The organism is Buttiauxella gaviniae (genome assembly GCF_040786275.1).
Lineage (GTDB): Bacteria > Pseudomonadota > Gammaproteobacteria > Enterobacterales > Enterobacteriaceae > Buttiauxella > Buttiauxella gaviniae_A.
This window is the reverse complement of the sequence record NZ_JBFMVT010000002.1, coordinates 3,662,907-3,683,041: the sequence shown is the minus strand read 5'-3', so window position 1 is coordinate 3,683,041 and position 20,135 is coordinate 3,662,907. Positions and strand designations below refer to the sequence as shown.

17 protein-coding genes and 2 tRNA genes are annotated in these 20,135 nt (G+C 50.0%); 7 read left to right on the top strand and 12 right to left on the bottom strand.

Annotated features, from left to right (window positions below):
• Positions 1-71 precede the first annotated feature (71 nt).
• The 3 genes from ompC to AB1E22_RS17555 all read left to right on the top strand — a co-directional run bounded on the left by ompC (position 72) and on the right by AB1E22_RS17555 (position 2,384).
• On the top strand, positions 72-1,220 hold the full coding sequence (ompC, locus tag AB1E22_RS17565) for a porin OmpC (protein WP_367596510.1): 1,149 nt from the start codon (positions 72-74) through the stop codon (positions 1,218-1,220).
• Positions 1,221-1,410: 190 nt separating this feature from the next.
• Positions 1,411-2,208 carry a DgsA anti-repressor MtfA gene (mtfA, locus tag AB1E22_RS17560; RefSeq protein WP_367596509.1) on the top strand — a complete coding sequence of 266 codons (798 nt, stop codon included), beginning with the start codon at positions 1,411-1,413 and terminating at the stop codon, positions 2,206-2,208.
• 100 nt (positions 2,209-2,308) lie between these two features.
• Positions 2,309-2,384 (top strand) — tRNA-Asn (locus AB1E22_RS17555).
• A gap of 194 nt (positions 2,385-2,578) precedes the next feature.
• On the opposite strand, the gene AB1E22_RS17550 is transcribed toward AB1E22_RS17555, so the two are convergent.
• The 3 genes from AB1E22_RS17550 to AB1E22_RS17540 are packed head-to-tail and all read right to left on the bottom strand — an operon-like array spanning position 2,579 to position 4,582.
• The gene (locus AB1E22_RS17550) at positions 2,579-2,881 is read right to left on the bottom strand and encodes a putative quinol monooxygenase (protein ID WP_367596508.1); all 303 of its coding nucleotides are present in this window, start codon (positions 2,879-2,881) and stop codon (positions 2,579-2,581) included.
• Positions 2,882-2,883: 2 nt separating this feature from the next.
• Positions 2,884-3,537, bottom strand: coding sequence for an oxygen-insensitive NAD(P)H nitroreductase (gene nfsB / locus AB1E22_RS17545; protein WP_367596507.1), 654 nt, complete (start codon positions 3,535-3,537; stop codon positions 2,884-2,886).
• A gap of 37 nt (positions 3,538-3,574) precedes the next feature.
• Positions 3,575-4,582, bottom strand: a complete 1,008-nt coding sequence (locus AB1E22_RS17540) for a zinc-binding alcohol dehydrogenase family protein (RefSeq protein WP_367596506.1) — start codon at positions 4,580-4,582, stop codon at positions 3,575-3,577.
• A 110-nt stretch (positions 4,583-4,692) separates the two neighbouring features.
• Between AB1E22_RS17540 and AB1E22_RS17535 the strand changes: the two genes are divergently transcribed.
• Positions 4,693-5,604: a LysR family transcriptional regulator gene (locus AB1E22_RS17535; RefSeq protein WP_367596505.1), complete on the top strand. Its 912-nt coding sequence runs from the start codon at positions 4,693-4,695 to the stop codon at positions 5,602-5,604.
• 86 nt (positions 5,605-5,690) lie between these two features.
• Here AB1E22_RS17535 and AB1E22_RS17530 read toward each other — a convergent pair whose 3' ends face one another.
• The 7 genes from AB1E22_RS17530 to AB1E22_RS17500 form a co-directional block, all read right to left on the bottom strand.
• On the bottom strand, positions 5,691-7,208 hold the full coding sequence (locus AB1E22_RS17530; protein ID WP_367596503.1) for an AbgT family transporter: 1,518 nt from the start codon (positions 7,206-7,208) through the stop codon (positions 5,691-5,693).
• Between the two features lie 250 nt (positions 7,209-7,458).
• Positions 7,459-8,901, bottom strand: a complete 1,443-nt coding sequence (locus AB1E22_RS17525) for an EmmdR/YeeO family multidrug/toxin efflux MATE transporter (protein ID WP_367596502.1) — start codon at positions 8,899-8,901, stop codon at positions 7,459-7,461.
• Between the two features lie 462 nt (positions 8,902-9,363).
• Positions 9,364-10,095, bottom strand: coding sequence for an ABC transporter ATP-binding protein (locus AB1E22_RS17520; protein ID WP_367596501.1), 732 nt, complete (start codon positions 10,093-10,095; stop codon positions 9,364-9,366).
• Entirely contained in the window at positions 10,092-10,967 is an 876-nt protein-coding gene (locus tag AB1E22_RS17515; RefSeq protein ID WP_367596500.1) for an ABC transporter ATP-binding protein, read from the bottom strand. The genes AB1E22_RS17520 and AB1E22_RS17515 overlap by 4 nt, the downstream gene beginning before the upstream one ends.
• A complete protein-coding gene (livM, locus tag AB1E22_RS17510; protein WP_367596499.1) occupies positions 10,964-12,256 on the bottom strand; it encodes a high-affinity branched-chain amino acid ABC transporter permease LivM in 1,293 nt (430 codons plus the stop codon). The genes AB1E22_RS17515 and livM overlap by 4 nt, the downstream gene beginning before the upstream one ends.
• Before the next feature lie 11 nt (positions 12,257-12,267).
• On the bottom strand, positions 12,268-13,182 hold the full coding sequence (locus AB1E22_RS17505; RefSeq protein ID WP_367597399.1) for an ABC transporter permease subunit: 915 nt from the start codon (positions 13,180-13,182) through the stop codon (positions 12,268-12,270).
• Positions 13,183-13,345: 163 nt separating this feature from the next.
• A complete protein-coding gene (locus AB1E22_RS17500) occupies positions 13,346-14,467 on the bottom strand; it encodes a branched-chain amino acid ABC transporter substrate-binding protein (RefSeq protein WP_367596498.1) in 1,122 nt (373 codons plus the stop codon).
• 525 nt (positions 14,468-14,992) lie between these two features.
• On the opposite strand from AB1E22_RS17500, the gene AB1E22_RS17495 reads away from it, so the two are divergent.
• Together AB1E22_RS17495 and AB1E22_RS17490 are read left to right on the top strand one after the other, a co-directional pair.
• Positions 14,993-15,068, top strand: a tRNA-Asn gene (locus AB1E22_RS17495).
• A 161-nt stretch (positions 15,069-15,229) separates the two neighbouring features.
• Positions 15,230-16,492 (top strand): tyrosine-type recombinase/integrase, encoded by a 1,263-nt coding sequence (locus AB1E22_RS17490; RefSeq protein ID WP_367596497.1) that lies wholly within the window; start codon positions 15,230-15,232, stop codon positions 16,490-16,492.
• 191 nt (positions 16,493-16,683) lie between these two features.
• Here AB1E22_RS17490 and AB1E22_RS17485 read toward each other — a convergent pair whose 3' ends face one another.
• Both AB1E22_RS17485 and AB1E22_RS17480 read right to left on the bottom strand, forming a co-directional pair.
• Positions 16,684-17,565, bottom strand: coding sequence for a LysR family transcriptional regulator (locus AB1E22_RS17485; RefSeq protein ID WP_102118985.1), 882 nt, complete (start codon positions 17,563-17,565; stop codon positions 16,684-16,686).
• 178 nt (positions 17,566-17,743) lie between these two features.
• Positions 17,744-18,661, bottom strand: coding sequence for a zinc-binding dehydrogenase (locus tag AB1E22_RS17480; protein WP_367596496.1), 918 nt, complete (start codon positions 18,659-18,661; stop codon positions 17,744-17,746).
• 270 nt (positions 18,662-18,931) lie between these two features.
• Here AB1E22_RS17480 and AB1E22_RS17475 point away from each other — a divergent pair, with 270 nt between their 5' ends.
• Complete coding sequence (locus tag AB1E22_RS17475) at positions 18,932-20,116, top strand: MFS transporter (protein WP_367596495.1); 1,185 nt, start codon at positions 18,932-18,934, stop codon at positions 20,114-20,116.
• The last annotated feature ends 19 nt before the right edge of the window (positions 20,117-20,135 follow it).

Below are 20,135 nucleotides of genomic sequence, written 5' to 3'. Positions count from 1 at the left end.
GATTGCTGCGGTTGTCGAGGACTTAATGCAACTTATTATTCATAATGATTATGATTTCAAGGAATGTATAAATGAAAAGAACAGCATTGGCATTAGTAATCCCTGCCTTATTAGCTATGGGTTCTGCACACGCGGCAGAGATTTATAATAAAGACGGCAATAAATTGGATCTGTACGGTAAAGTTGATGCGCGTCATCAATTCTCTGATAACGCAGGTGACGATGGCGATCAGACTTATGTTCGTGTTGGCTTTAAAGGCGAAACGCAGATCAACTCCGAACTGACTGGTTTTGGTCAGTGGGAATACAACATTCAGGCAGACGACACAGAAACCAGTGGCAACCAGAGCTCCACCCGTCTGGGCTTCGCGGGTATGAAATTCGGTGACTACGGCTCATTCGATTACGGTCGTAACTATGGCGTAGTGTATGACGTAGAAGCATGGACGGATATGCTGCCAGTGTTCGGTGGCGACTCCTACACCCGCGCCGACAACTTTATGACTGGCCGTGCTAACGGCGTTGCCACTTACCGTAATACTAACTTCTTCGGTATGGTTGACGGTCTGAACTTCGCTATCCAGTATCAAGGTGCTAACGAAGGTTCAAATGGTTTGTTTGACCAAGAAGGCACGGGTAATCGCGAACTCAACAATTTGCGTGAAGACAATGGCGACGGTTGGGGTGCATCTACAACTTACGATTTCGGTATGGGCTTTAGTGCCGGTGCTGCCTACGCATCTTCTGATCGTACCAACGAACAACAGACCCGCAGTAGTGCTAAAGGTGAGAAAGCTGATGTCTGGACTGTGGGTCTGAAATATGATGCTAACGATATCTATCTGGCAACCATGTATTCAGAAACACGCAACATGACTTCAGTTGGCAGTGACGATAACTGTGGCTCATGTGTAGCCAACAAAACCCAAAACTTTGAAGTAACCGCCCAATACCAGTTCGACTTCGGTCTGCGTCCAGAAATCTCTTACCTGCAATCTAAAGGTAAAGACCTCACTCAAGACTTCGCACCTAACAGCGACTGGAATGACAAAGACCTGGTTAAATACGTTTCCATTGGCGCGAACTACTATCTGAACAAAAACTTCTCCACTTATGTTGATTACAAAATCAACCTGTTGGATGGAGACGACGAATTCTATGAAAGCATGGGTATCTCTACCGATGACGTAGTTGGCGTTGGTATGATCTACCAGTTCTAAGTTTTCCCCTCTGTTATGCCTTATCTTAAAGCCCGCATCTGCGGGCTTTGTTGCTTTCATCGCACTAAAATCCCCTCGTTACCCGTCACGCTTCACGTTCTGGATGTAATCACCCGCCACTTTGATGCAGCCCGAATTATTTCGGGTATAGTAGTTTTCCGTTCAAGAGATGACTTTGCGAGCGAGTAACATGATTAAGTGGCCCTGGAAATCAAGTGATTCATCTGCTGTCACGGCATTGCCGTGGGAACAGGCTTTAGCCATTCCGGTACTGGCAACGCTCACCCCCGCCGAGCAAGAAAAACTGGTGCGGCTTGCCGATCGTTTTTTACAGCAAAAGCGCCTGGTCCCTTTGCAGGGTTTCGAACTTGATGACCTGAAAAGTGCGCGTATCGCATTACTGTTCTGCCTGCCGGTGCTGGAATTGGGCATTGAGTGGCTGGATGGCTTCCACGAAGTCCTTATCTACCCCGCTCCCTTTGTGGTCGACGACGAATGGGAAGACGATATTGGCCTGGTGCATAACCAACGCGTGGTGCAATCCGGTCAAAGCTGGCAGCAAGGCCCGATTATTCTCAACTGGCTCGACGTGCAGGATTCATTTGATGCGTCGGGGTTTAATCTCGTCTTCCATGAAGTGGCTCATAAACTGGATATGCGTAACGGCGACCGGGCCAGCGGTATTCCGCTGATAGCCTTGCGCGATGTCGCGGGCTGGGAGCACGATCTTCACGCCGCCATGAGCAACATTCAGGAAGAAATTGATATGGTGGGCGAAAATGCCGCCAGCATTGATGCTTACGCTGCCACGGAACCCGCCGAATGCTTCGCGGTGTTATCAGAATATTTTTTCAGTGCGCCCGAGCTTTTCGCCCCGCGCTTCCCTTCACTTTATCAACGTTTTTGCCTGTTTTATGGTCAGGACCCGTTGTTACGCCTGCGCGAGAGTGAAAACATAACGGCATCCGGGGGAAATACGGTGCATTAATTCAACAAGTTGATTTTAATTTAATCATTTGAATCAACATGTTATTTTTGTCATTGACTCTTTTTGAACGTAACGTTACTATTTGCCTCGTTCAAACGATTCCTCTGTAGTTCAGTCGGTAGAACGGCGGACTGTTAATCCGTATGTCACTGGTTCGAGTCCAGTCAGAGGAGCCAAATTCGAAAGCCTGCTTAGGAAACTAAGCAGGCTTTTTTGCTTTTCAGCGCCAGAAAGTACGACGCAGTTTGTAGGGTGGATAAGCGATAGTGTCATCCACCAATTAATGCGGTGTTGTCGGGTGTCGCGACGCTAACCCGACCTACGGAATCATGCAGCAATGAGGTTTGTTATCAGTCTCAAAGCCAGCCCGTTATGGTTCTACCGCATTCAAACGAACCAGTTGCAAAGGTTCTGCCAGTAAATCATCCATCTGCTGCACAAACGCCTGAAAATGTGGCAGCGCGATGTGTGCATCTAGCGCTTCCTGCCCTTTCCAGGACTCGCGCATGTAAAACACATCCTGTGAATCCTGAAGCTGGAACAGGGCGTAATCCAGGCATCCCTCTTCCTGGCGAGTCGGTAAAATCAACGCCTGTAGAGCAGATTTCAGCGCTTCGCGTTTGCCTTCTTTAGCTTTCAGCACCGCGATAATCGACAGCGTATTGTCAGACATTTTTAGCACTCCGTCAGAATTTCGCTGAACTCAAGGCGCGACTTTGGCAGACCCGCGTTGAAGTCTTCCGCGCTACGGTAGCCAACAGGCACGATAACCAGGCTAGTGAAGCCTTTTTCACGCAGGCCGAACTCTTCATCCAGAATACGCGCGTCGAAACCTTCAATGGGTACCGCATCGATACCGAGTGTGGAGACGCCCAGCAGGAAGTTCCCGACGTTAAGGTAAACTTGCTTTTCCATCCAGTGCTGCGCGTCTTTTAAATCAAAGCGGTGCATATTCACGAAATAAGAGCGGCCTTTGTGCTGCCCTTCCATCGCCTGGTGGCTGGCAAAACGGCCATCGCTGTTTTCCTGGCTCAGCAGTTTAGAAAGATGCGTTTCATCAATTGCGGTTTTCGCGCAGAACACCACAACATGGGAAGCATCCAGCACTTTGCGCTCGTTGAACACATAAAAACCGGAGGTCGCTTTCGCAATACGCGCCTTCGCTTCATCGCTGCTGGCGACAATAAAATGCCACGGCTGCGAGTTGGTGCTGGACGGGCTAAGACGCAGCAAATCCTTCACTTTTTGAACGTTTTCTTCGCTGATTTTTTTGCTCGGATCAAACGCTTTCGTTGAATAGCGTGATGCGGCTGATTGAATAATATCCATGGTGTCTCTCACTGATTTCATTATGATTTTTATAGAATTAGAAGCCTTCGAGCACGATTTTACCCACCGCACGGTTGGTTTCAATTAATTCATGAGCCCGACGCAAGTTTGCCGCGTTAATGGTGCCAAAATGTTCACCCAGCGTGGTTTTAAGCACATTCTGGTCAATCAAATCCGCCACGCGGGTTAACAAACGGTGTTGCTCGATCATATCGCGGGTTTCAAACATCGAACGCGTGAACATAAACTCCCAGTGCAACGAGATACTTTTCACCTTCAAAGGGCGGGCATCAAGCGTGTCAGGATCGTCAATCAGCGCCAGTTTCCCCTGCGGCACCAGAACGTCAATCAACTGTTTGTAGTGCTGTTCGGTATGATTCAGGCTTGCGACATGCGTGACATTTTTCACGCCAACACGCGCCAGCTCTTCTGCCAGCGGTTTGCTGTGATCGATAACGTGATGCGCCCCCAATTCGGACACCCATTTCTGGCTTTGCGGGCGAGATGCCGTACCGATAACGGTAATGTTGGTCAGCTTGCGTGCCAGTTGCGTAAGAATAGAACCCACGCCACCCGCCGCACCCACAATCAACAGCACATCGTTTTCACTGCCATTCTCTTCCACACCCAGGCGGTCAAACAGCATTTCCCAGGCGGTAATCGCCGTCAAAGGCAACGCTGCGGCAGATGCGTTATCGATAGATTTTGGTTTCAGCGCGGCAATGCGCTCATCAACCAGTTGAAATTCGCTATTACTGCCAGGACGGGTCAGCGAACCGGCGTACCAGACTTCATCGCCCGGCTTAAACAGGGTGACGGCTTCGCCGGTTGCTACAACCACGCCCACCGCATCCCAACCTAAAATGCGCGGCTGCTCGGCGCTAAAACCGGCGCGGACTTTGGTATCCACCGGGTTAACAGAAATGGCTTTCACTTCCACCAGCAAATCGTGGCCTGATGCGACAGGCGTCGGTAAGGTAATCTCGCTGAGAAATTCCAGGTTGGTGCCATTCTGAGCGGCTTGAGTAATCGCGATAGCTTTCATGGGTGCTCCAGACAGTAAAGGGTTCATCGAGTGACTAAACACATGGTACAAGGAATAATGGTGGCGAAAACCAGGCCACAGAAAACAACACTTATACTCGGAGAGTTAAAATGCTCAGGTTGGAAGACCTCACTTTGTTTGTCAGGGCAGCGGCGTTAAACAGTTTTAGTGATACCGCGCGTGAGGCAGGCTTGCAGCCCGCGCAGGTTAGCACCGCTATTAAGCGCCTTGAGCAAACCCTGAATATCCGATTATTTGCCCGCTCCACTCGCAGCCTGAGATTGACACCAGAAGGTGAAACCTGGTTGCCGTATGCCATCAGCGCCCTGCAATCTTTGCAAACCGGCTTTGAGCAAATCCAGCCCGCAACGGACGAAGTGCGAGGCGTGCTGCAAATCGCTGTGCCTTCCGACCTCGGGCGTAATATGTTGCTGGGGGTGTTTCAGGCCTTTCGCCGTGAACATCCGGCGCTGCATCTGAAAATCCTCTTTTCTGACCAGGTGACCGATGTGTTTAAAGATCCGGTCGATGTGGCTTTTCGTTACGGCAACAATGACGACGCCTCCTATGTCGCGCTGCCGCTGGCGCCGCATAATCATCGGGTTATCGTAGCGGCCCCATCGTACCTTGAACGCTGCGGAGAACCGAAAAACATCAGTGAACTCGTGCAGCATGATGCACTCACCTATGCGATTCGCGGGCGAGTGTATGACAAATGGACGTTAAACCTGGAGGGCGACACGCACCATGTCGCCGTTAAAAGCGCGATGATGAGTGACGATGCCGAAGTTATTCGCCGTCTGGCCGTTGCAGGCGAAGGGATTGCCTATAAATCCTGGTTGGATGTTAGCGAAGATGTGAGCGAGGGCCGCCTGAAGATTCTTCTGCCTCAGTACCAAGGCGACAGCGTCCCGTTAAATATGATTTGCCCGCATCGCAAACAGCTTTCAGCCAGGGTGCGGCTGTTGCATCAGGCGGTAAAACAGCGCTGTGATGCTCTACAGCGCCTGATGCCAGAATAATTAGTGTTCGTTATGTCGGGTGGCGCTTACACTTGCCCGACCTACGTGATCGTAGGGTGGATAAGCGCAGCGTCATCCACCGTATCTTACTGAATTGGATAGGTATAAGGTGCGTTAACCCCCAACGGCAGCCCCAGCGCCCACCACACCAGCAGGAAGATACTCCAGCAAATAAAGAAGATCACCGAGTAAGGCATCATCATCGACACTAACGTACCCACACCGGTTGATTTCACATAGCGCTGGCAATACACCACCACCAGCGGGAAGAACACCATCAGCGGAGTAATAATATTGGTGGTGGAGTCACCGATACGGAAAGCCGCCTGGGTAAGCTCCGGGGAGATCCCCACCGCCATCAGCATTGGCACCATGATTGGCGATAACAGCGCCCATTTTGCAGAAGCAGAACCAATCAGCAGGTTTACTACCGCCGTCAGCATAATCATACCGATGATCGTCGCTTCACCCGGCAGCTCCATGGTTTTCAGCACGTCGGCACCGGCCAGCGCAATCAACGTCCCAATATTGGAATCACCAAACGCTTTGATAAACATGGCGCAGAAGAAGGCCATCACCATGTAGGAACCCATCTTGCTCATAGATTCATTCATTGCAGTGATGACATCTTTCCCGCTTTTAAAGGTGCCCGCGACAAAACCGTAAACAATCCCAGGGATAATAAAGATCAGGAAAATCAACGGCACGATGGATTTCATGATAGGCGCGCCATAGCTCGTCAGAGAGCCATCCGTTGCACTACGCAGCAACGAAGTTTCCGGCCATGCCAGCGCTGCAAGCCCCGCCAGGCCTAACATCATCACCAGGCCCGCGACTTTAAAACCACGGCTTTCCTGAGCGCTGTAGCTGCTCATGTCCTCGTTATGCTGATAATCGCCGTCGATTTCCAGCTTCGACACGCGCGGCTCAACAATACGCTCGGTCACCCACCAACCTACCAGGGTAATCATCACCGTTGAACCGATACCGAAGAACAGGTTACACAGTGTGTTCACGGTATAGGTGTTATCCAGCAACTGCGCTGCAGCCTGCGTGAAGCCTTGCAATAACGCGTCGTTCCCGGTTGGCACCATGTTGGCCGCAAAACCGCCGGATACCCCGGCAAACGCCGCCGCAATCCCCGCCAGCGGGTGACGCCCGGCGGACATAAAGATAATCGCGCCCAATGGAATCACCAGAACGTAACCCGCATCTGCCGCCACGTGGCTAAACATCGCGACGAAGATAATCATTGGGGTTAACAGTTTTTTCGGCGTTACGCGCAGCATTTTCTTCAGGCCGGTATTAATAAAGCCAGAGCTTTCCGCCACGCCCACACCCAGCATCGCAACCAGCACAATACCCAACGGCGCAAAACCGGTGAAGGTGGTAACCATCGAAGAAAGCGTGACGGTCAGCGCCTCTGGTGACAGCAGGTTATTAATTCTTACCGCTTCATTGGTGACCGGGTTGACCACATCAAAATCGACGGAAGAGAGCACCGCGGAGAGCGCCATTACCACTAATAAAAAATAGAAGAAGATCAAAGCGGGTTCGGGCAACTTATTCCCTGCTTTCTCAACCGCGTTGAGAAACCCTGTCATCAGACGACCTTCCGTGTTCCTTGTCGTTGTACTCATCACTACCTCTGCTCACTGTTACATTCATTAAACTCATTGCTCGTGGCAATTAATAACATTTTAGAATAATTAACAGCTAGTAACTTTACGTTACTATTAAAAACGAGACATAGCAGGGTGATAAATATCAAGGTTTTAAATAAAAAAATTCCCGGCGAGCGTCATTAACAGGCCGGGAATTGTTGAAAAACACCTATAAGTTCCGAAAACAGCACTATTCTGTGCGCGTAATGGGTTCTTTTTTGAGGCGTGGGTACTTTTTAAGCCAGCGCCCGCTGACCAAGCGCCAGTAGAACAGCGCCCCGCGCAGCGTCCAGTCAAAGAACATGCCGAACCATACGCCAATCACGCCCATCCCCAGCACAATTCCCAGTACATAGCCCGCTACCACGCGGCAGCCCCACATACTGATCATCGAAACCCACATGGCAAAACGTGCATCGCGAGCGCCTTTCAGACCGGCGGGTAAAACCCATGATGCAGCCCAAATTGGCATAAATGCCGCATTCAACCAAAGGAGTACCTTAACCACCTCTTTTACATCATCTTCATGGGTATAGAACGACGCCATTAATCCGGCAAAAGGCGCGGTTCCCCAGGCAATCAGCGTCAACACAATCGTTGAGAGCCAAAACACATGGCGCAGTTGCCGTTCAGCCTGGCCAATTTGCCCTTTGCCCAGACGCTTACCCACGATAATAGTGGAGGCCGAACCGAGGGCGTTGCCGGGCAAGTTAATCAATGCCGCAATCGAAAATGCAATGAAGTTACCGGCAATCACGTTGGTGCCCATTCCGGCGACAAACATCTGCGTAAGCAATTTCCCGGCATTAAACAGCACCGACTCAATACTCGCCGGAATACCAATCCCCAGCACTTCCCATAAAATGCCGATTTTGAGCGGGCGGAAATAACTTTTTAGTGAAATACGCAGCGACGGGGCAAACCCCACCACCAGCACATAAATAAAACCGAGAGCGCCAATATAGCGAGAAATCGTCAGGCCTAACCCGGCCCCCACAAAGCCCAGGCCGTTCCAGCCCAGCGCCCCGTAAATCAGTAAGCTACTGATAATAATGTTGAGGATGTTCATCCCGCCGTTAATCAGTAACGGGATTTTGGTGTTCCCTGCCCCGCGAAGCGCGCCGCTGCTGATAAGTGCAATCGCCGCCGCTGGGTAACTCCAGACCGTGGTTTGTAAATACGAGAGCGCCAGGGTTTTAACTTCCGGCGTTGCGGCACCGGCAATCACGTTAATCACGTGCTCACCCGCCAGGTGAATACCCGCTGCCAGCCCAATGGCGATAATTGTCATCAGGATCAGCGACTGGCGCGCCGCATCACGCGCCCGTTTTGGGTCACGCTTGCCGAGGCTGAAGGCCACCACAACGGTGGTCCCGAGATCCACCGCCGCAAAAAATGCCATGATCACCATGTTGAAACTATCGGCCAGCCCAACGCCCGCCATCGCCTCTTTTCCCAGCCAACTCACCAGGAAGGTGCTCAGAACGCCCATCAACAGGACGCAGGTATTTTCCAGAAAGATAGGCACCGCAAGGGGTGTAATTTCGCGCCAGAACAGGACTCGATCGCTTTTCCGTCTGGTATACCAGCGAGTTTTTGCCACGCGCTGATGAAGTGCTGCTTTTAAGTTCAAGATTGACCTTGGGGGGAAAGTGAAACCACATTTCAAATAATGATTTACAAATCGTTATCCTGCAAAGAGTTTTTTGTATAAAGCACAATTGAAGATAGCGTCGGGTGGCGGCTTACGCCTTACCCGACCTACGAATCTGGGGTGAGTGAGTGCAGCCAACGCAGATGCAACTTCAAGTATGACGGGTATAAGACAGCATTCTAAATGCTATACCCTAAATAATTGGAGTTGCATCAAGGCGGCAAACTCAGGAATCCCCAAGAGCTTACTAAAGTAAGTGGCTGGGGTGAGTGAGTGCAGCCAACGCAGATGCAGCTTCAAGTATGACGGGTATAAGACAGCATTCTAAATGCTATACCCTAAATAATTGGAGTTGCATCAAGGCGGCAAACTCAGGAATCCCCAGGAGCTTACTAAAGTAAGTGACTGGGGTGAGTGAGTGCAGCCAACGCAGATGCAGCTTCAAGTATGACGGGTATAATCCCCGCCTAAATACGCTTTGCGTACCTCCTGATTCCCCAACAACTCCTCGCCGCTGCCGCTCAGGCGAATTTGCCCGTTTGCCATCACATAACCACGGTCAGAAAGTTTCAGAGCATGGTGCGCGTTCTGCTCCACCAGAAAAATCGTCATGCCGTTTCTCGCCAGCTCGCGCAGCGTCTGGAAGATTTGCTTCACCACAATCGGCGCGAGCCCGAGGCTCGGCTCATCAAGCAACAGGAGTTTTGGGCGGCTCATCAACGCCCGGGCTATCGCCAACATCTGCTGCTCCCCGCCGGACATGGTCATCGCACGCTGTTTACGCCTCTCTTTTAGTCGTGGGAACAAATCGAACATGGTCTGCAAATCTTGTGCGGCATAGTGGTTACCGATGGGGATCGTGCCCATCAGCAGGTTTTCTTCGACGGTCATATCCGGGAAAATGCGCCGCCCTTCCGGCGCCTGCGCGATGCCACTCGCGGCAACGAAATGCGTAGATTTATGGCTGATATCATCCCCACGAAACAGAATCTGCCCGCCACGAATGCGCGGCTGGCCGAAAATCGACATTAAAAGCGTTGATTTCCCTGCGCCGTTGGCCCCAATCAGCGCCACCGTTTCCCCTTCGTTCACCTGCAAAGAAACCTGTTTTAACGCCTGAATCGCACCATAAAAAACATCCACATTACGAAATTCGAGCATCGCTTCACTCATAGATGGACCTCGTCTTCGTCGGTGCCCAGATAGGCGGCAATCACCTTTTCATCATGCTGAATTTGCTCAGGATTGCCCTGGGCAATCACATCCCCGTGGTCGAGCACAATAATATGGTCGGAAATCTCCATCACCATTCCCATATCATGTTCAATCAGCAAAACGGTAATGTTGTGATGGTCACGCAGGAAGCGGATTATCTTGCTGAGCGTGCGCGTCTCAACCGGGTTGAGCCCCGCCGCCGGTTCATCAAGGCAGATCATCTCCGGTGCGGTACACATGGCGCGGGCAATTTCCAGGCGGCGCTGCTGACCGTAGGACATCTCACCCGCCAGGCGATTAGCGCAATCCACCAGCTCCACCACTTCAAGCCAGTAAAATGCCCGGTCCAGCGCACGGCTTTCCGCTCGCCGATAGGCAGGCGTGTTCAGCACACCGGCCAACAAATTGCGGTTTACCTGCATGTGCTGTGCCACCAGCAGATTTTCCACCACCGACATATCCCGGAACAAACGGATATTTTGAAACGTTCGCGCAAGGCCTGCGCGGTTCACCAGATGCGTGCCGCCAAACATTTTATAGAACAGGCGGGAGCTAAGCTGCGCCGGGTTTACCCAATCACCCGGCTGGAATTTCTGCCCGAGAATCTGAATCACATTGGTGGTTTTTTCACTTGTGTTAAACAAGATATTGCCGCCGGAAGCTTTATAGAACCCCGTCAGGCAGTTAAACACCGTGGTTTTCCCCGCACCGTTGGGGCCTATCAGCGCGGTAATCGAGCCGCGCCGCACCTCAAGATTGACATCGTTAAGCGCTTTAATACCGCCAAAATGCATCATCAGATGCTCGACGTTTAGGATCATGTCGCTCATGGCGCGACTCCTTTGCGCACCACATAGCCGCTGCGGTTAATGCGAATCAGGCCGCGTGGCCGCCAAATCATCATCACCACCATCAGCATGCCAAACAACAGAACGCGATATTCAGCGAAACTGCGCAAGAGCTCTGGCGTCACCGTCAATACAAACGCCGCCAGCACGACACCAATCGTCGACCCCATCCCGCCTAACACCACAATCGCGAGGATCAGTGCCGACTCAAAAAAGGTAAACGAAGTCGGGTTAACAAAGCCCTGGTAAGTGGCGAAAAACACCCCGGCAATTCCCGCCGTAGAAGCGCCGAGCGTAAAGGCCGAGAGTTTAACCAGCACATGGTTGAGCCCCATCGAGCGGCAGGCGATTTCATCTTCACGCAGCGCTTCCCAGGCCCGGCCAATCGGCATGTGGGTCAGGCGATGTTTGATGTACAAAACCAGTAACACCACCAGCACCAGAACGGCATAGATGAAAATGAATTTCAGGTTCGGGTTATAGGTGAGATGGAAGAATTCGTGGAACGGCACGCCCCCCTCTTCTTTGGCACGGCGGCCAAATTCAAGGCCAAACAGCGTCGGCGGCGGGGCTGAAATGCCATTCGGGCCGCCGGTGAACGTCAGCCAGTTGTTGAGCACCAGGCGAATAATTTCCCCGAAACCCAGCGTCACAATCGCCAGATAATCTCCGTGCATTCGCAGCACCGGGAAGCCAAGCAGCGCCCCCGCCGCTGCCGCCATCAATGCCGACAGTGGCAGCATGGACCAGAATCCCAGCCCGAGATACTGGTACCCTAACGCCAGGCCGTATGCGCCAATCGCATAAAAGGCGACGTATCCCAAATCCAGCAGACCAGCGAGCCCCACCACAATATTCAGGCCGAGGCCAAGCAGAACATAAATCAGCCCAAGGATCGCCACCGTCAAGACGTATTTTGTTGCTACAAAGGGAAAGCAAACCGCCAGGGCAATCACAAGCGGAATGATCCAGCGCATGCGGCTTTTGTAATTGGGCGGGCGCACATAAACGCCCGAATTGTCCGTTTCAAAGCGGCTTAAAAATCGCGCTCCAGTGGATGTGGTTAAAAAAGCACTCAGCAGAAAACGCCCGACCATCACCGCCGCAATAATCGCCACCAGCCGCTGCCCATCGAAATTGAAGCTGTAACCATCCAGCACCACGCCGACTATCGGGCCAAAAATGATTAGCGCTACCAGCCCCGCAAATACCGCATCCAGCAGGCAGCGCTTGAGGGAAAAGCCTTCATGCAAAACCGTTTCTGATGTCATCTTTTGCTCCCTCACACTTTGGCGACGATCGGTCGGCCAAGCAGACCCTGAGGACGGAAAATGAGGATCACCACCAGTAATCCAAACGAGAACACATCTTTGTAATCGGAATTTACCATGCCGGAGAATTGCGCCTCGGCAATGCCAAGGATCAGGCCGCCCAGCATCGCACCGGGTAACGAACCAATCCCGCCGAGCACCGCCGCCGTAAAGGCTTTAATGCCGATAATAAAACCGGCGTAGAAATCAAACGTGCCGTAGTTCATGGTGATTAACACCCCCGCCAGCCCCGCCATCGACGCGCCAATCACAAACACCAGCGAGATAATCCGGTCGGTATTAATCCCCAGAATCGAGGCCATTTTGCGGTCCTGCTGCACCCCCCGGCACATGCGCCCCAGTTTGGTATTGCCGATAATCCAGGTGAGCAGCAGCATCCCGGCAAACGAGGCAATCAAAATAAACACTTTGGTGTAGGTGATTTGCACAAAGCCTTCACCAATATGAAAGCGAAACACGCCATCGAGCATGGTAGGAATCCCCTGCTGACGCGGCCCCTGGCTGATTTGCGCGTAGTTTTGCAGGATTAGCGACATGCCGATGGCAGAGATCAGCGGGGCTAAACGCGTGGAGTTACGCAGCGGTTTGTAGGCGATGCGCTCGATAGTCCAGCCATACACGCCCGTCACCACAATGGTAAACACCAGCGTGCCGAGGATCAGCAAAGGAAACGAGTGCAAACCAAAGAACGACAGCAGCGCAAGCCCTATGGCGCAGAGATAGGCGGAGATCATATACACTTCGCCATGAGCAAAGTTAATCATGCCAATAATGCCGTAAACCATGGTGTAGCCGATGGCTATCAGGCCGTAAACGGAACCCAGCGTTAGGCCGTTTATCAACTGTTGCAGGAAGAATGCGTCCATAGACAGGCGGTCTCTTTTATCGCGGCTGACAAACTTCTTTTGTAAGTCGGGTAAGCGAAGCGTCACCCGACACTTTCACCTGCAATAGCCGGTGTAAATGGTGGATGACGCTGCCGCTTATGCCCCCTACAAAACCCGATGACGTATTATTGTCCTGAGAATCTTACTGGACTTCGGTGTACTTACCTTTGTCATCCCACTGATAAACCACATAATCCGACACTTTCAGGTCGCCTTTATCGTCCCAGGATTTTTTGCCCATCACGGTATCTACCGGGTTGGCTTTCAGCCAGGCGCTCGCTTTAGCGGAATCTGAGCCGCCGGTCGCTTTGAAGGCGGCGGCGATGGCCTGAATAGAGGCGTAGGAGTAAAGGGTGTAGCCTTCTGGTTCAAATTTGCTGGCGCGGAATTTGTCGATAACGGCCTTACCGTCTGGGATCAAACGCGGATCTTTACCGAAGGTCATATAGATGCCGTTGGTGTATTGCGGGCCGCCCGCGGCGGTCACCATCTCTTCGTTCACGATACAGTCGCCGGAGAAGAATTTGGCCTGCACGCCCTGCTCACGCATCTGGCGCACCAGCGGCCCGGCTTCCGGATGACAGCCGCCGAAGAACACCACATCCGGTTTTTGCGCGCTGATTTTGGTGACAAGGGCGTTAAAGTCTTTTTCACCGCGCGACAAACCTTCGTACATCACATCATTCACGCCACGTTTCGCCAGCGCCGCTTTAGTAGCATCCGCCAGCCCCTGCCCGTAGGTGTCTTTGTCATGAATGATCACCACGCGTTTGGCTTTCAGCTTATCAATAATGAAATCGCTCGCCACCTGCCCTTGCTGGTCGTCACGCCCGCACATGCGGAACATATCGCTCATGCCGCGCTCGGTGATCTGCGGGTTAGTTGACCCCGGCGTAATAGCCAGAACGCCCGCATCGTTATAAACCTCTGAGGCAGGCATAGTGGAAGACGAACAGAAATGGCCGACCACGGCTTTAACTTTATCTTGATCAACCAGACGGTTAGCAACCGAAACCGCCTGTTTTGGTTCGCAGGCATCATCCCCCTGCACCAGTTTGATTTTCTCGCCGTTGATACCGCCTGCGGCATTAATATCTTCAGCCGCTTGCGTAGCGCCATGCCAGTACTGATCGCCATAGGTCGCATTCGGCCCGGTAAACGGCCCGGCGACACCAATTACAATATCAGCCTGGGCGGAAAACGCCGTCACCAGACAACCTGCCAACACCAGAGAAAGAGGACTTCTGATAAATTTCAGCGACATTTTTATGTTCCTTAGCAAAGAAGCAAAGAGGTTTATGCACAACGGTTTAAGAGCCATTTCAAAAGCAAAAACGCGAACAAAATGCACTAAACGAATGACATCCTGACAAATTCTTGTGGCGGGGTTTCCCTACGTTTTCGCAGCCTAAAACATTAAGCAAAATAGTTGCCAACGTGACTAAGCGCGTGCCGATATTTCGACATATGTCAGTATAGAGCGCGGTGGTAGAGGGCCTGGCACAACACGCTGAAATTACAGCGGGGATCACATCTGGTTAACAATAAACATCACAAGTTACGCGGCGGTCACTCTTTGCGCTCATTCGCACCAAAATAGTCCGCATATAAAAAAGGGTTAACGATCGTTGAAGGGTTCGGAGAGGTCGTGATTCAGGCTGGCTAAAAAAACAGAATAATTCGCCTTAATACTCAACAAGTTGAACATTAATAGAGCAAGCGAAAAACTTTTTCGCGAACCCTTTGACATGCCCGGCGCTTATCGCTAATATGCGCCCCGTTGCACAATTCCTCTGTAGTTCAGTCGGTAGAACGGCGGACTGTTAATCCGTATGTCACTGGTTCGAGTCCAGTCAGAGGAGCCAAATTCTTGTTTTCATGCCTCTTTGCGAATCTTTATGTGATTTAGATTCAATAAGTTAGCGTGAAAAATCTTCCCGATGCATTTTTAGTTTTCCCTCTGCATCGGGAGAATTTGGTGGTCAGATTTGGGGTCAAGTTGGTTCGATGACGGAGTGACCCCCAAATGTCTCTTAACGACACAAAAATTCGCAGCTTAAAACCATCCGCTAAACCTTTCAAAGTTTCCGATTCTCATGGCCTGTACCTTTTAGTCAATCCAGGCGGTTCACGTCTCTGGTATCTGAAATATCGAGTCAATGGTAAAGAATCCCGCCTCGGCCTAGGTGCCTATCCCGATGTTTCTCTGGCTTACGCTCGTCAGCAACGTGATGGCATACGCAAGCTGCTGACGCAGAATATCAATCCATCACAGCAACGTATCGCAGAGAAAGCTGCCCGCTCTCCGGAAAAAACATTTAAGCACGTTGCATTGAGCTGGCATAAAAGCAACAGAACATGGTCAGAGAACCACGCCTCCCGTCTTCTTGCCAGCATGAACAATCATATATTTCCTGTGATTGGACACTTGCCAGTAGCTGAACTGAAACCTCGTCACTTTATCGATCTGCTGAAAGGCATTGAGCAAAAAGGTCTGCTGGAAGTCGCAGCACGTACTAGGCAACATATGTACAACATCATGCGGCATGCCGTGCATCAGGGGATGATTGAGAGCAATCCGGCGTCGAATCTCGAAGGTACCATCGCAGCACCGGTTAAACGACACTATCCCGCCCTTCCCCTTGAACGACTACCCGAACTGTTGAGCCGAATTGATGGTTATCATCAGGGACGGGAATTAACCCGGCTGGCTGTTTCTCTCACCCTACATGTCTTTATTCGCTCCAGTGAACTGCGGTTTGCCCGCTGGACGGAAATAAGTTTCAGAAACAAAATCTGGACTATCCCCGCCACACGAGAGCCGATCCCCGGAGTTCGCTATTCCGACAGGGGGACGAAAATGCGTACGCCACATATTGTGCCGCTGTCACATCAGACCATCGACATACTGAAGCAGATAAGAGAAATCTCCGGTGATCAGGAGTTGCTGTTCCCCAGCATCCGGAATTCATCCAGACCAATGAGTGAAAATACGGTTAATAAGGCGCTGCGGCTGATGGAATATAATACTAAAGAGGATGTATGCGGCCACGGGTTTCGAGCAATGGCCTGTAGTGCCCTGGTTGAATCAGGTCTCTGGTCACTGGATGCGGTTGAGCGTCAGATGAGCCATCAGGAGCGCAATAGCGTTCGGGCAGCATACATCCACAAGGCGGAGCATCTGGAAGCCCGCAAGGCGATGATGCAGTGGTGGTCAGATTATCTGGACAGATGCAGAGAGGAATTCGTGCCATCCTATATTTGGGGCCATCAGCAGTCCAAAGTCTGAACTTCGGTATATACCGATTGATAAGCTTGAAAAAGGGCTCAGCTAATGGGCCCCGTTTAAGACTAATTACTTCGCATATAGAGTTAAAATACCGTCAACTTGATACAGAGTTTGGTTTTTAGTCACAGAATGGAGCAGAATATTGAATTTGGTCCCTCACAAATCAAGCGCAATTGCATCTGTGTTGGGGGTCAAGTATTTATTCCTAACGCCGCCAGCAATGTACTGATTTTAGGCGAACGATGGCGCGATTTTGCATAAATTAATGAAAGCGGAATCGACGCCTCGGAGTATTCTTGTAGTAGCTCGACCAGTTTACCGTTTTCCAGATATTTATCGACCGCAAAGTCCATTATTTGAACAACTCCCATCCCGCTGAGTGCTGCCTCTAACAGTACATCCGCAGTATCGACGACCAGATTACCTTTAATATCAAACGCCTGCTGTTCTCCTGCTATATAATAAAACCACTTTGTGCTACGCCCAGTTTTCTGTGCTTTAACAGCCAGACAGTTATGCTGTACTAGTTCCGCTGGCTCTTTAGGAATTCCGTGGCTGTTTAAATATTCCGGTGACGCAACGGTGACAAAACGTAAATGCTTGATGGTTCTTGCGATAAGCCGTGAGTCCTGTACGCTGCCAATTCTAATCGCCGCGTCAAAGCCTTCTTCCACCAAATCAACCAATCGGTCAGTCATAACCGCGTCAATAGTTAATGCCGGATATCTGTCCAGAATCTCTTTGAGCATAGGAATAATTACCAATCGGCCATAGGCAGAAGGTGTCGTTATTTTTAGTTCGCCTTCAGGGAAGGCCGTTCTGCCGATAATCGAATGCCCTACCTCATCCATTTCATGAATCAGGCTTCTTGAGGATTCATATAAAAAAACGCCATCGGTAGTCAGACTTACAGAGTGGGTATTGCGGTTAAGCAAGGTAACACGAAGGTCGAGCTCAAGTCTGGTAATTGCACGTGAGACCCCTGATTGGGTGAGGCCCAATGCCTGCGCAGCTTTGGTAAAACTCTGCGTTTCCCCTACCTTGATAAAGATTTTAAGCGCGTTTAAATCCATAAGTCTTCTCTTACATCTCTTACACGAACATCTATGCCTCGTGGAGGTATCAAGATACAAAAAACCTGACAGAAGTTAAATATCAATGTGTTATTAGTTAAAAGATAACGCTATGTCGCCACAATTATTGCAATATCCTTGCGTGGCGACATCATAGAGGACTATGTACGAATTGAGCTTAGTCCTGAGGTACGTTGAGCGTGACTTTGCCTGGAGCGAGAAGATGCATGAAATTCTGTTTAATGACTTTATCCCAACTACCAATATTATTCGCGTATACTTTAATGATCTTCTCGTCAACGAGAGTGAGCAAGGTGTTTAAATCTTCTCCGGCCGGGGAATAATCCTTATAAGAAATCAGATCGATTCCTCGTGATACCAAAATTGTGGTGTCTATGCTCGCCACCTGTCCCGAGGCAACGCCCAGAATGAGAACTGTGCCATTAGGGACAACATTGTCTAATAGATGAGCCAGTAAATCGCCACCGACGGTATCGACCAGTGCATCAAAGGTTCCCTCAAAAGGATATTCTTTAGCCAATAGTACCTCGTTGGGTTTAACGTCGCTGGCTTGCAGCCAATCGAATCCACGCTGACTGTGCGCCACCGCCGAAACTTTAATACCGGCATGCATTGCCAACTGAACCAACAAATGCCCGACTCCGCCCGTTGCGCCGGTAACGGCCAGAGACTGGCCCGGCAGCAAATGAAGGGATCGCAGAGAACGCAGCGCCGTTAATCCTGCCACCGGCAACGCTGCTGCAACCGCTGCTGATACACTCTCTGGCACGATAGCGACATTGGCATGATCGACAACGCGATATTGGCTCCAGGCACCCGAAAAACTCCATGTTAATACCCGCTCCCCAATTTTTGGTCCCTGACCGTCGGTGCTGGTCTCAATCACAATACCAGATGCATCCCATCCGGCAGGCTTATCCGATTCCCAGGGAAAGTCTAATTCTCCCCGATTAAGTGATATATTGGAAACTCGGATTAAAATATCACTTTCCGTCCTTCTGACTGGCCGCTGTACATCGGTAAATCTAAAACCACCAGTATCTGATTTCACAATTGCTTGCACGTATTCACTCATTGTTATTTTCCTTTTCGATATTTACACATTCAGAAAAATCAATTAAATAACATTTAAATAAATAACTTTATCTATTTTTAAGATAAGCAGATGACAATTTAATTACCATAATTCGATATCTTAACCTCCTAACCTAACACGACAACTCGATAAACCACCCGATTATATTGGTGATAAATGTCATAACAATTATGATTCATATTCTGTTTACAAAAGCTGATAATCGAGGGTATTAATTTCAGTACTGTTAATCACATCGAGTAAATTTTTATGAACAAACCACTTCCAGCGGCAATATATATTTTAGGTTTTACTCTATTTGCCATGACAACATCTGAATACATGGTCGCAGGATTAATCACATCCATGTCATCTGATTTAGGTGTTTCCATTCCTAAAGTTGGATATTTAATTACCATTTATTCATTAGGTATGGTTTTCGGTGGTCCCTTGCTTGCTACATTTTTAGTTAAACTCAGCAATAAAGCAGCATTATTGACTATTACTGGCATATTTCTTGTCGCCCAAGTCGTCGCAACCGTTTCTGCAACTTATGATCTTTTAGCAGTAGCGAGGTTTGCGACCGGATTATCTTCGGCAGCCTTCTTTGGCTTTGCTCTGTTAACAGCGGCAAAAATGGTTCCACCGGAACGCTTTGGCATTGCAGCCTCTATCGTATTGGGCGGGATGATGATTGCGACGGTGGCGGGGCTACCATTATCGGCACTACTTGACCAGTATTATGGCTGGAGAGTTTCCTTCGCATTAATTATTGTTCTTACAGCCTTAGCGGGAATAGGTATTATACTGATAGTTCCTAAATTTCAGGCGGAGGTTAAGGGCAGCATTAAAGCTGAATTCAGCTCTATTGTAAACAGTTCAATATGGGGGGCATTTATTACAAGCTTCTTTATTATTGCTGCAACATTCGCTACATTCAGTTACTTCGTTCCCTATTTTGAAAACACAGTCGGCTTCGATACTCCATATATCCCAGCTATTCTTTTTGCTTACGGAGCATTCACGGTAGTTGGTAACTTTCTGGTGGGTAGGCTAGCAGATAAATCTCCGATTAAAGTTGTTTTCACCGGTAGTGTCGTGCTGGTACTTGCACTTTGTGGGCTTTATACCTTCTACGATAATAAAATATTAGTGCTGATATCTGTAATGATTTTAGGACTTACTGGTATTACCCTCACTCCTGCCATGTCCTCACGCGTGTTTAAAGCAGCACCTAATACTTCATTAATTAACACTATGCATACCTCCGTTATTTGTCTTGGAGTAGTTATTGGTTCATGGGCCGGTGGCTATGCAATCGACCAAGGTTATGGCTACCGTGCACCAACTCTCATCGGTATTTTTTTAGCTGGATTGGCAATTGTCACCCTACTCCCTGTTTTGAGAAACAACCGTTACGATACGCCTGCTGTTAATCCTCAGACAAATATCTGACTGTACCAATAGGAATAGA

Bases quoted from the DNA above. Each gene is read 5' to 3' on its own strand.
- ompC (WP_367596510.1), top strand. From the start codon at position 72: ATGAAAAGAACAGCATTGGCATTAGTAATCCCTGCCTTATTAGCTATG.
- mtfA (WP_367596509.1), top strand. From the start codon at position 1,411: ATGATTAAGTGGCCCTGGAAATCAAGTGATTCATCTGCTGTCACGGCA.
- AB1E22_RS17550 (WP_367596508.1), bottom strand. From the start codon at position 2,881: ATGTCTGACAATACGCTGTCGATTATCGCGGTGCTGAAAGCTAAAGAA.
- nfsB (WP_367596507.1), bottom strand. From the start codon at position 3,537: ATGGATATTATTCAATCAGCCGCATCACGCTATTCAACGAAAGCGTTT.
- AB1E22_RS17540 (WP_367596506.1), bottom strand. From the start codon at position 4,582: ATGAAAGCTATCGCGATTACTCAAGCCGCTCAGAATGGCACCAACCTG.
- AB1E22_RS17535 (WP_367596505.1), top strand. From the start codon at position 4,693: ATGCTCAGGTTGGAAGACCTCACTTTGTTTGTCAGGGCAGCGGCGTTA.
- AB1E22_RS17530 (WP_367596503.1), bottom strand. From the start codon at position 7,208: ATGACAGGGTTTCTCAACGCGGTTGAGAAAGCAGGGAATAAGTTGCCC.
- AB1E22_RS17520 (WP_367596501.1), bottom strand. From the start codon at position 10,095: ATGAGTGAAGCGATGCTCGAATTTCGTAATGTGGATGTTTTTTATGGT.
- AB1E22_RS17515 (WP_367596500.1), bottom strand. From the start codon at position 10,967: ATGAGCGACATGATCCTAAACGTCGAGCATCTGATGATGCATTTTGGC.
- livM (WP_367596499.1), bottom strand. From the start codon at position 12,256: ATGACATCAGAAACGGTTTTGCATGAAGGCTTTTCCCTCAAGCGCTGC.
- AB1E22_RS17505 (WP_367597399.1), bottom strand. From the start codon at position 13,182: ATGGACGCATTCTTCCTGCAACAGTTGATAAACGGCCTAACGCTGGGT.
- AB1E22_RS17500 (WP_367596498.1), bottom strand. From the start codon at position 14,467: ATGTCGCTGAAATTTATCAGAAGTCCTCTTTCTCTGGTGTTGGCAGGT.
- AB1E22_RS17490 (WP_367596497.1), top strand. From the start codon at position 15,230: ATGTCTCTTAACGACACAAAAATTCGCAGCTTAAAACCATCCGCTAAA.
- AB1E22_RS17485 (WP_102118985.1), bottom strand. From the start codon at position 17,565: ATGGATTTAAACGCGCTTAAAATCTTTATCAAGGTAGGGGAAACGCAG.
- AB1E22_RS17480 (WP_367596496.1), bottom strand. From the start codon at position 18,661: ATGAGTGAATACGTGCAAGCAATTGTGAAATCAGATACTGGTGGTTTT.
- AB1E22_RS17475 (WP_367596495.1), top strand. From the start codon at position 18,932: ATGAACAAACCACTTCCAGCGGCAATATATATTTTAGGTTTTACTCTA.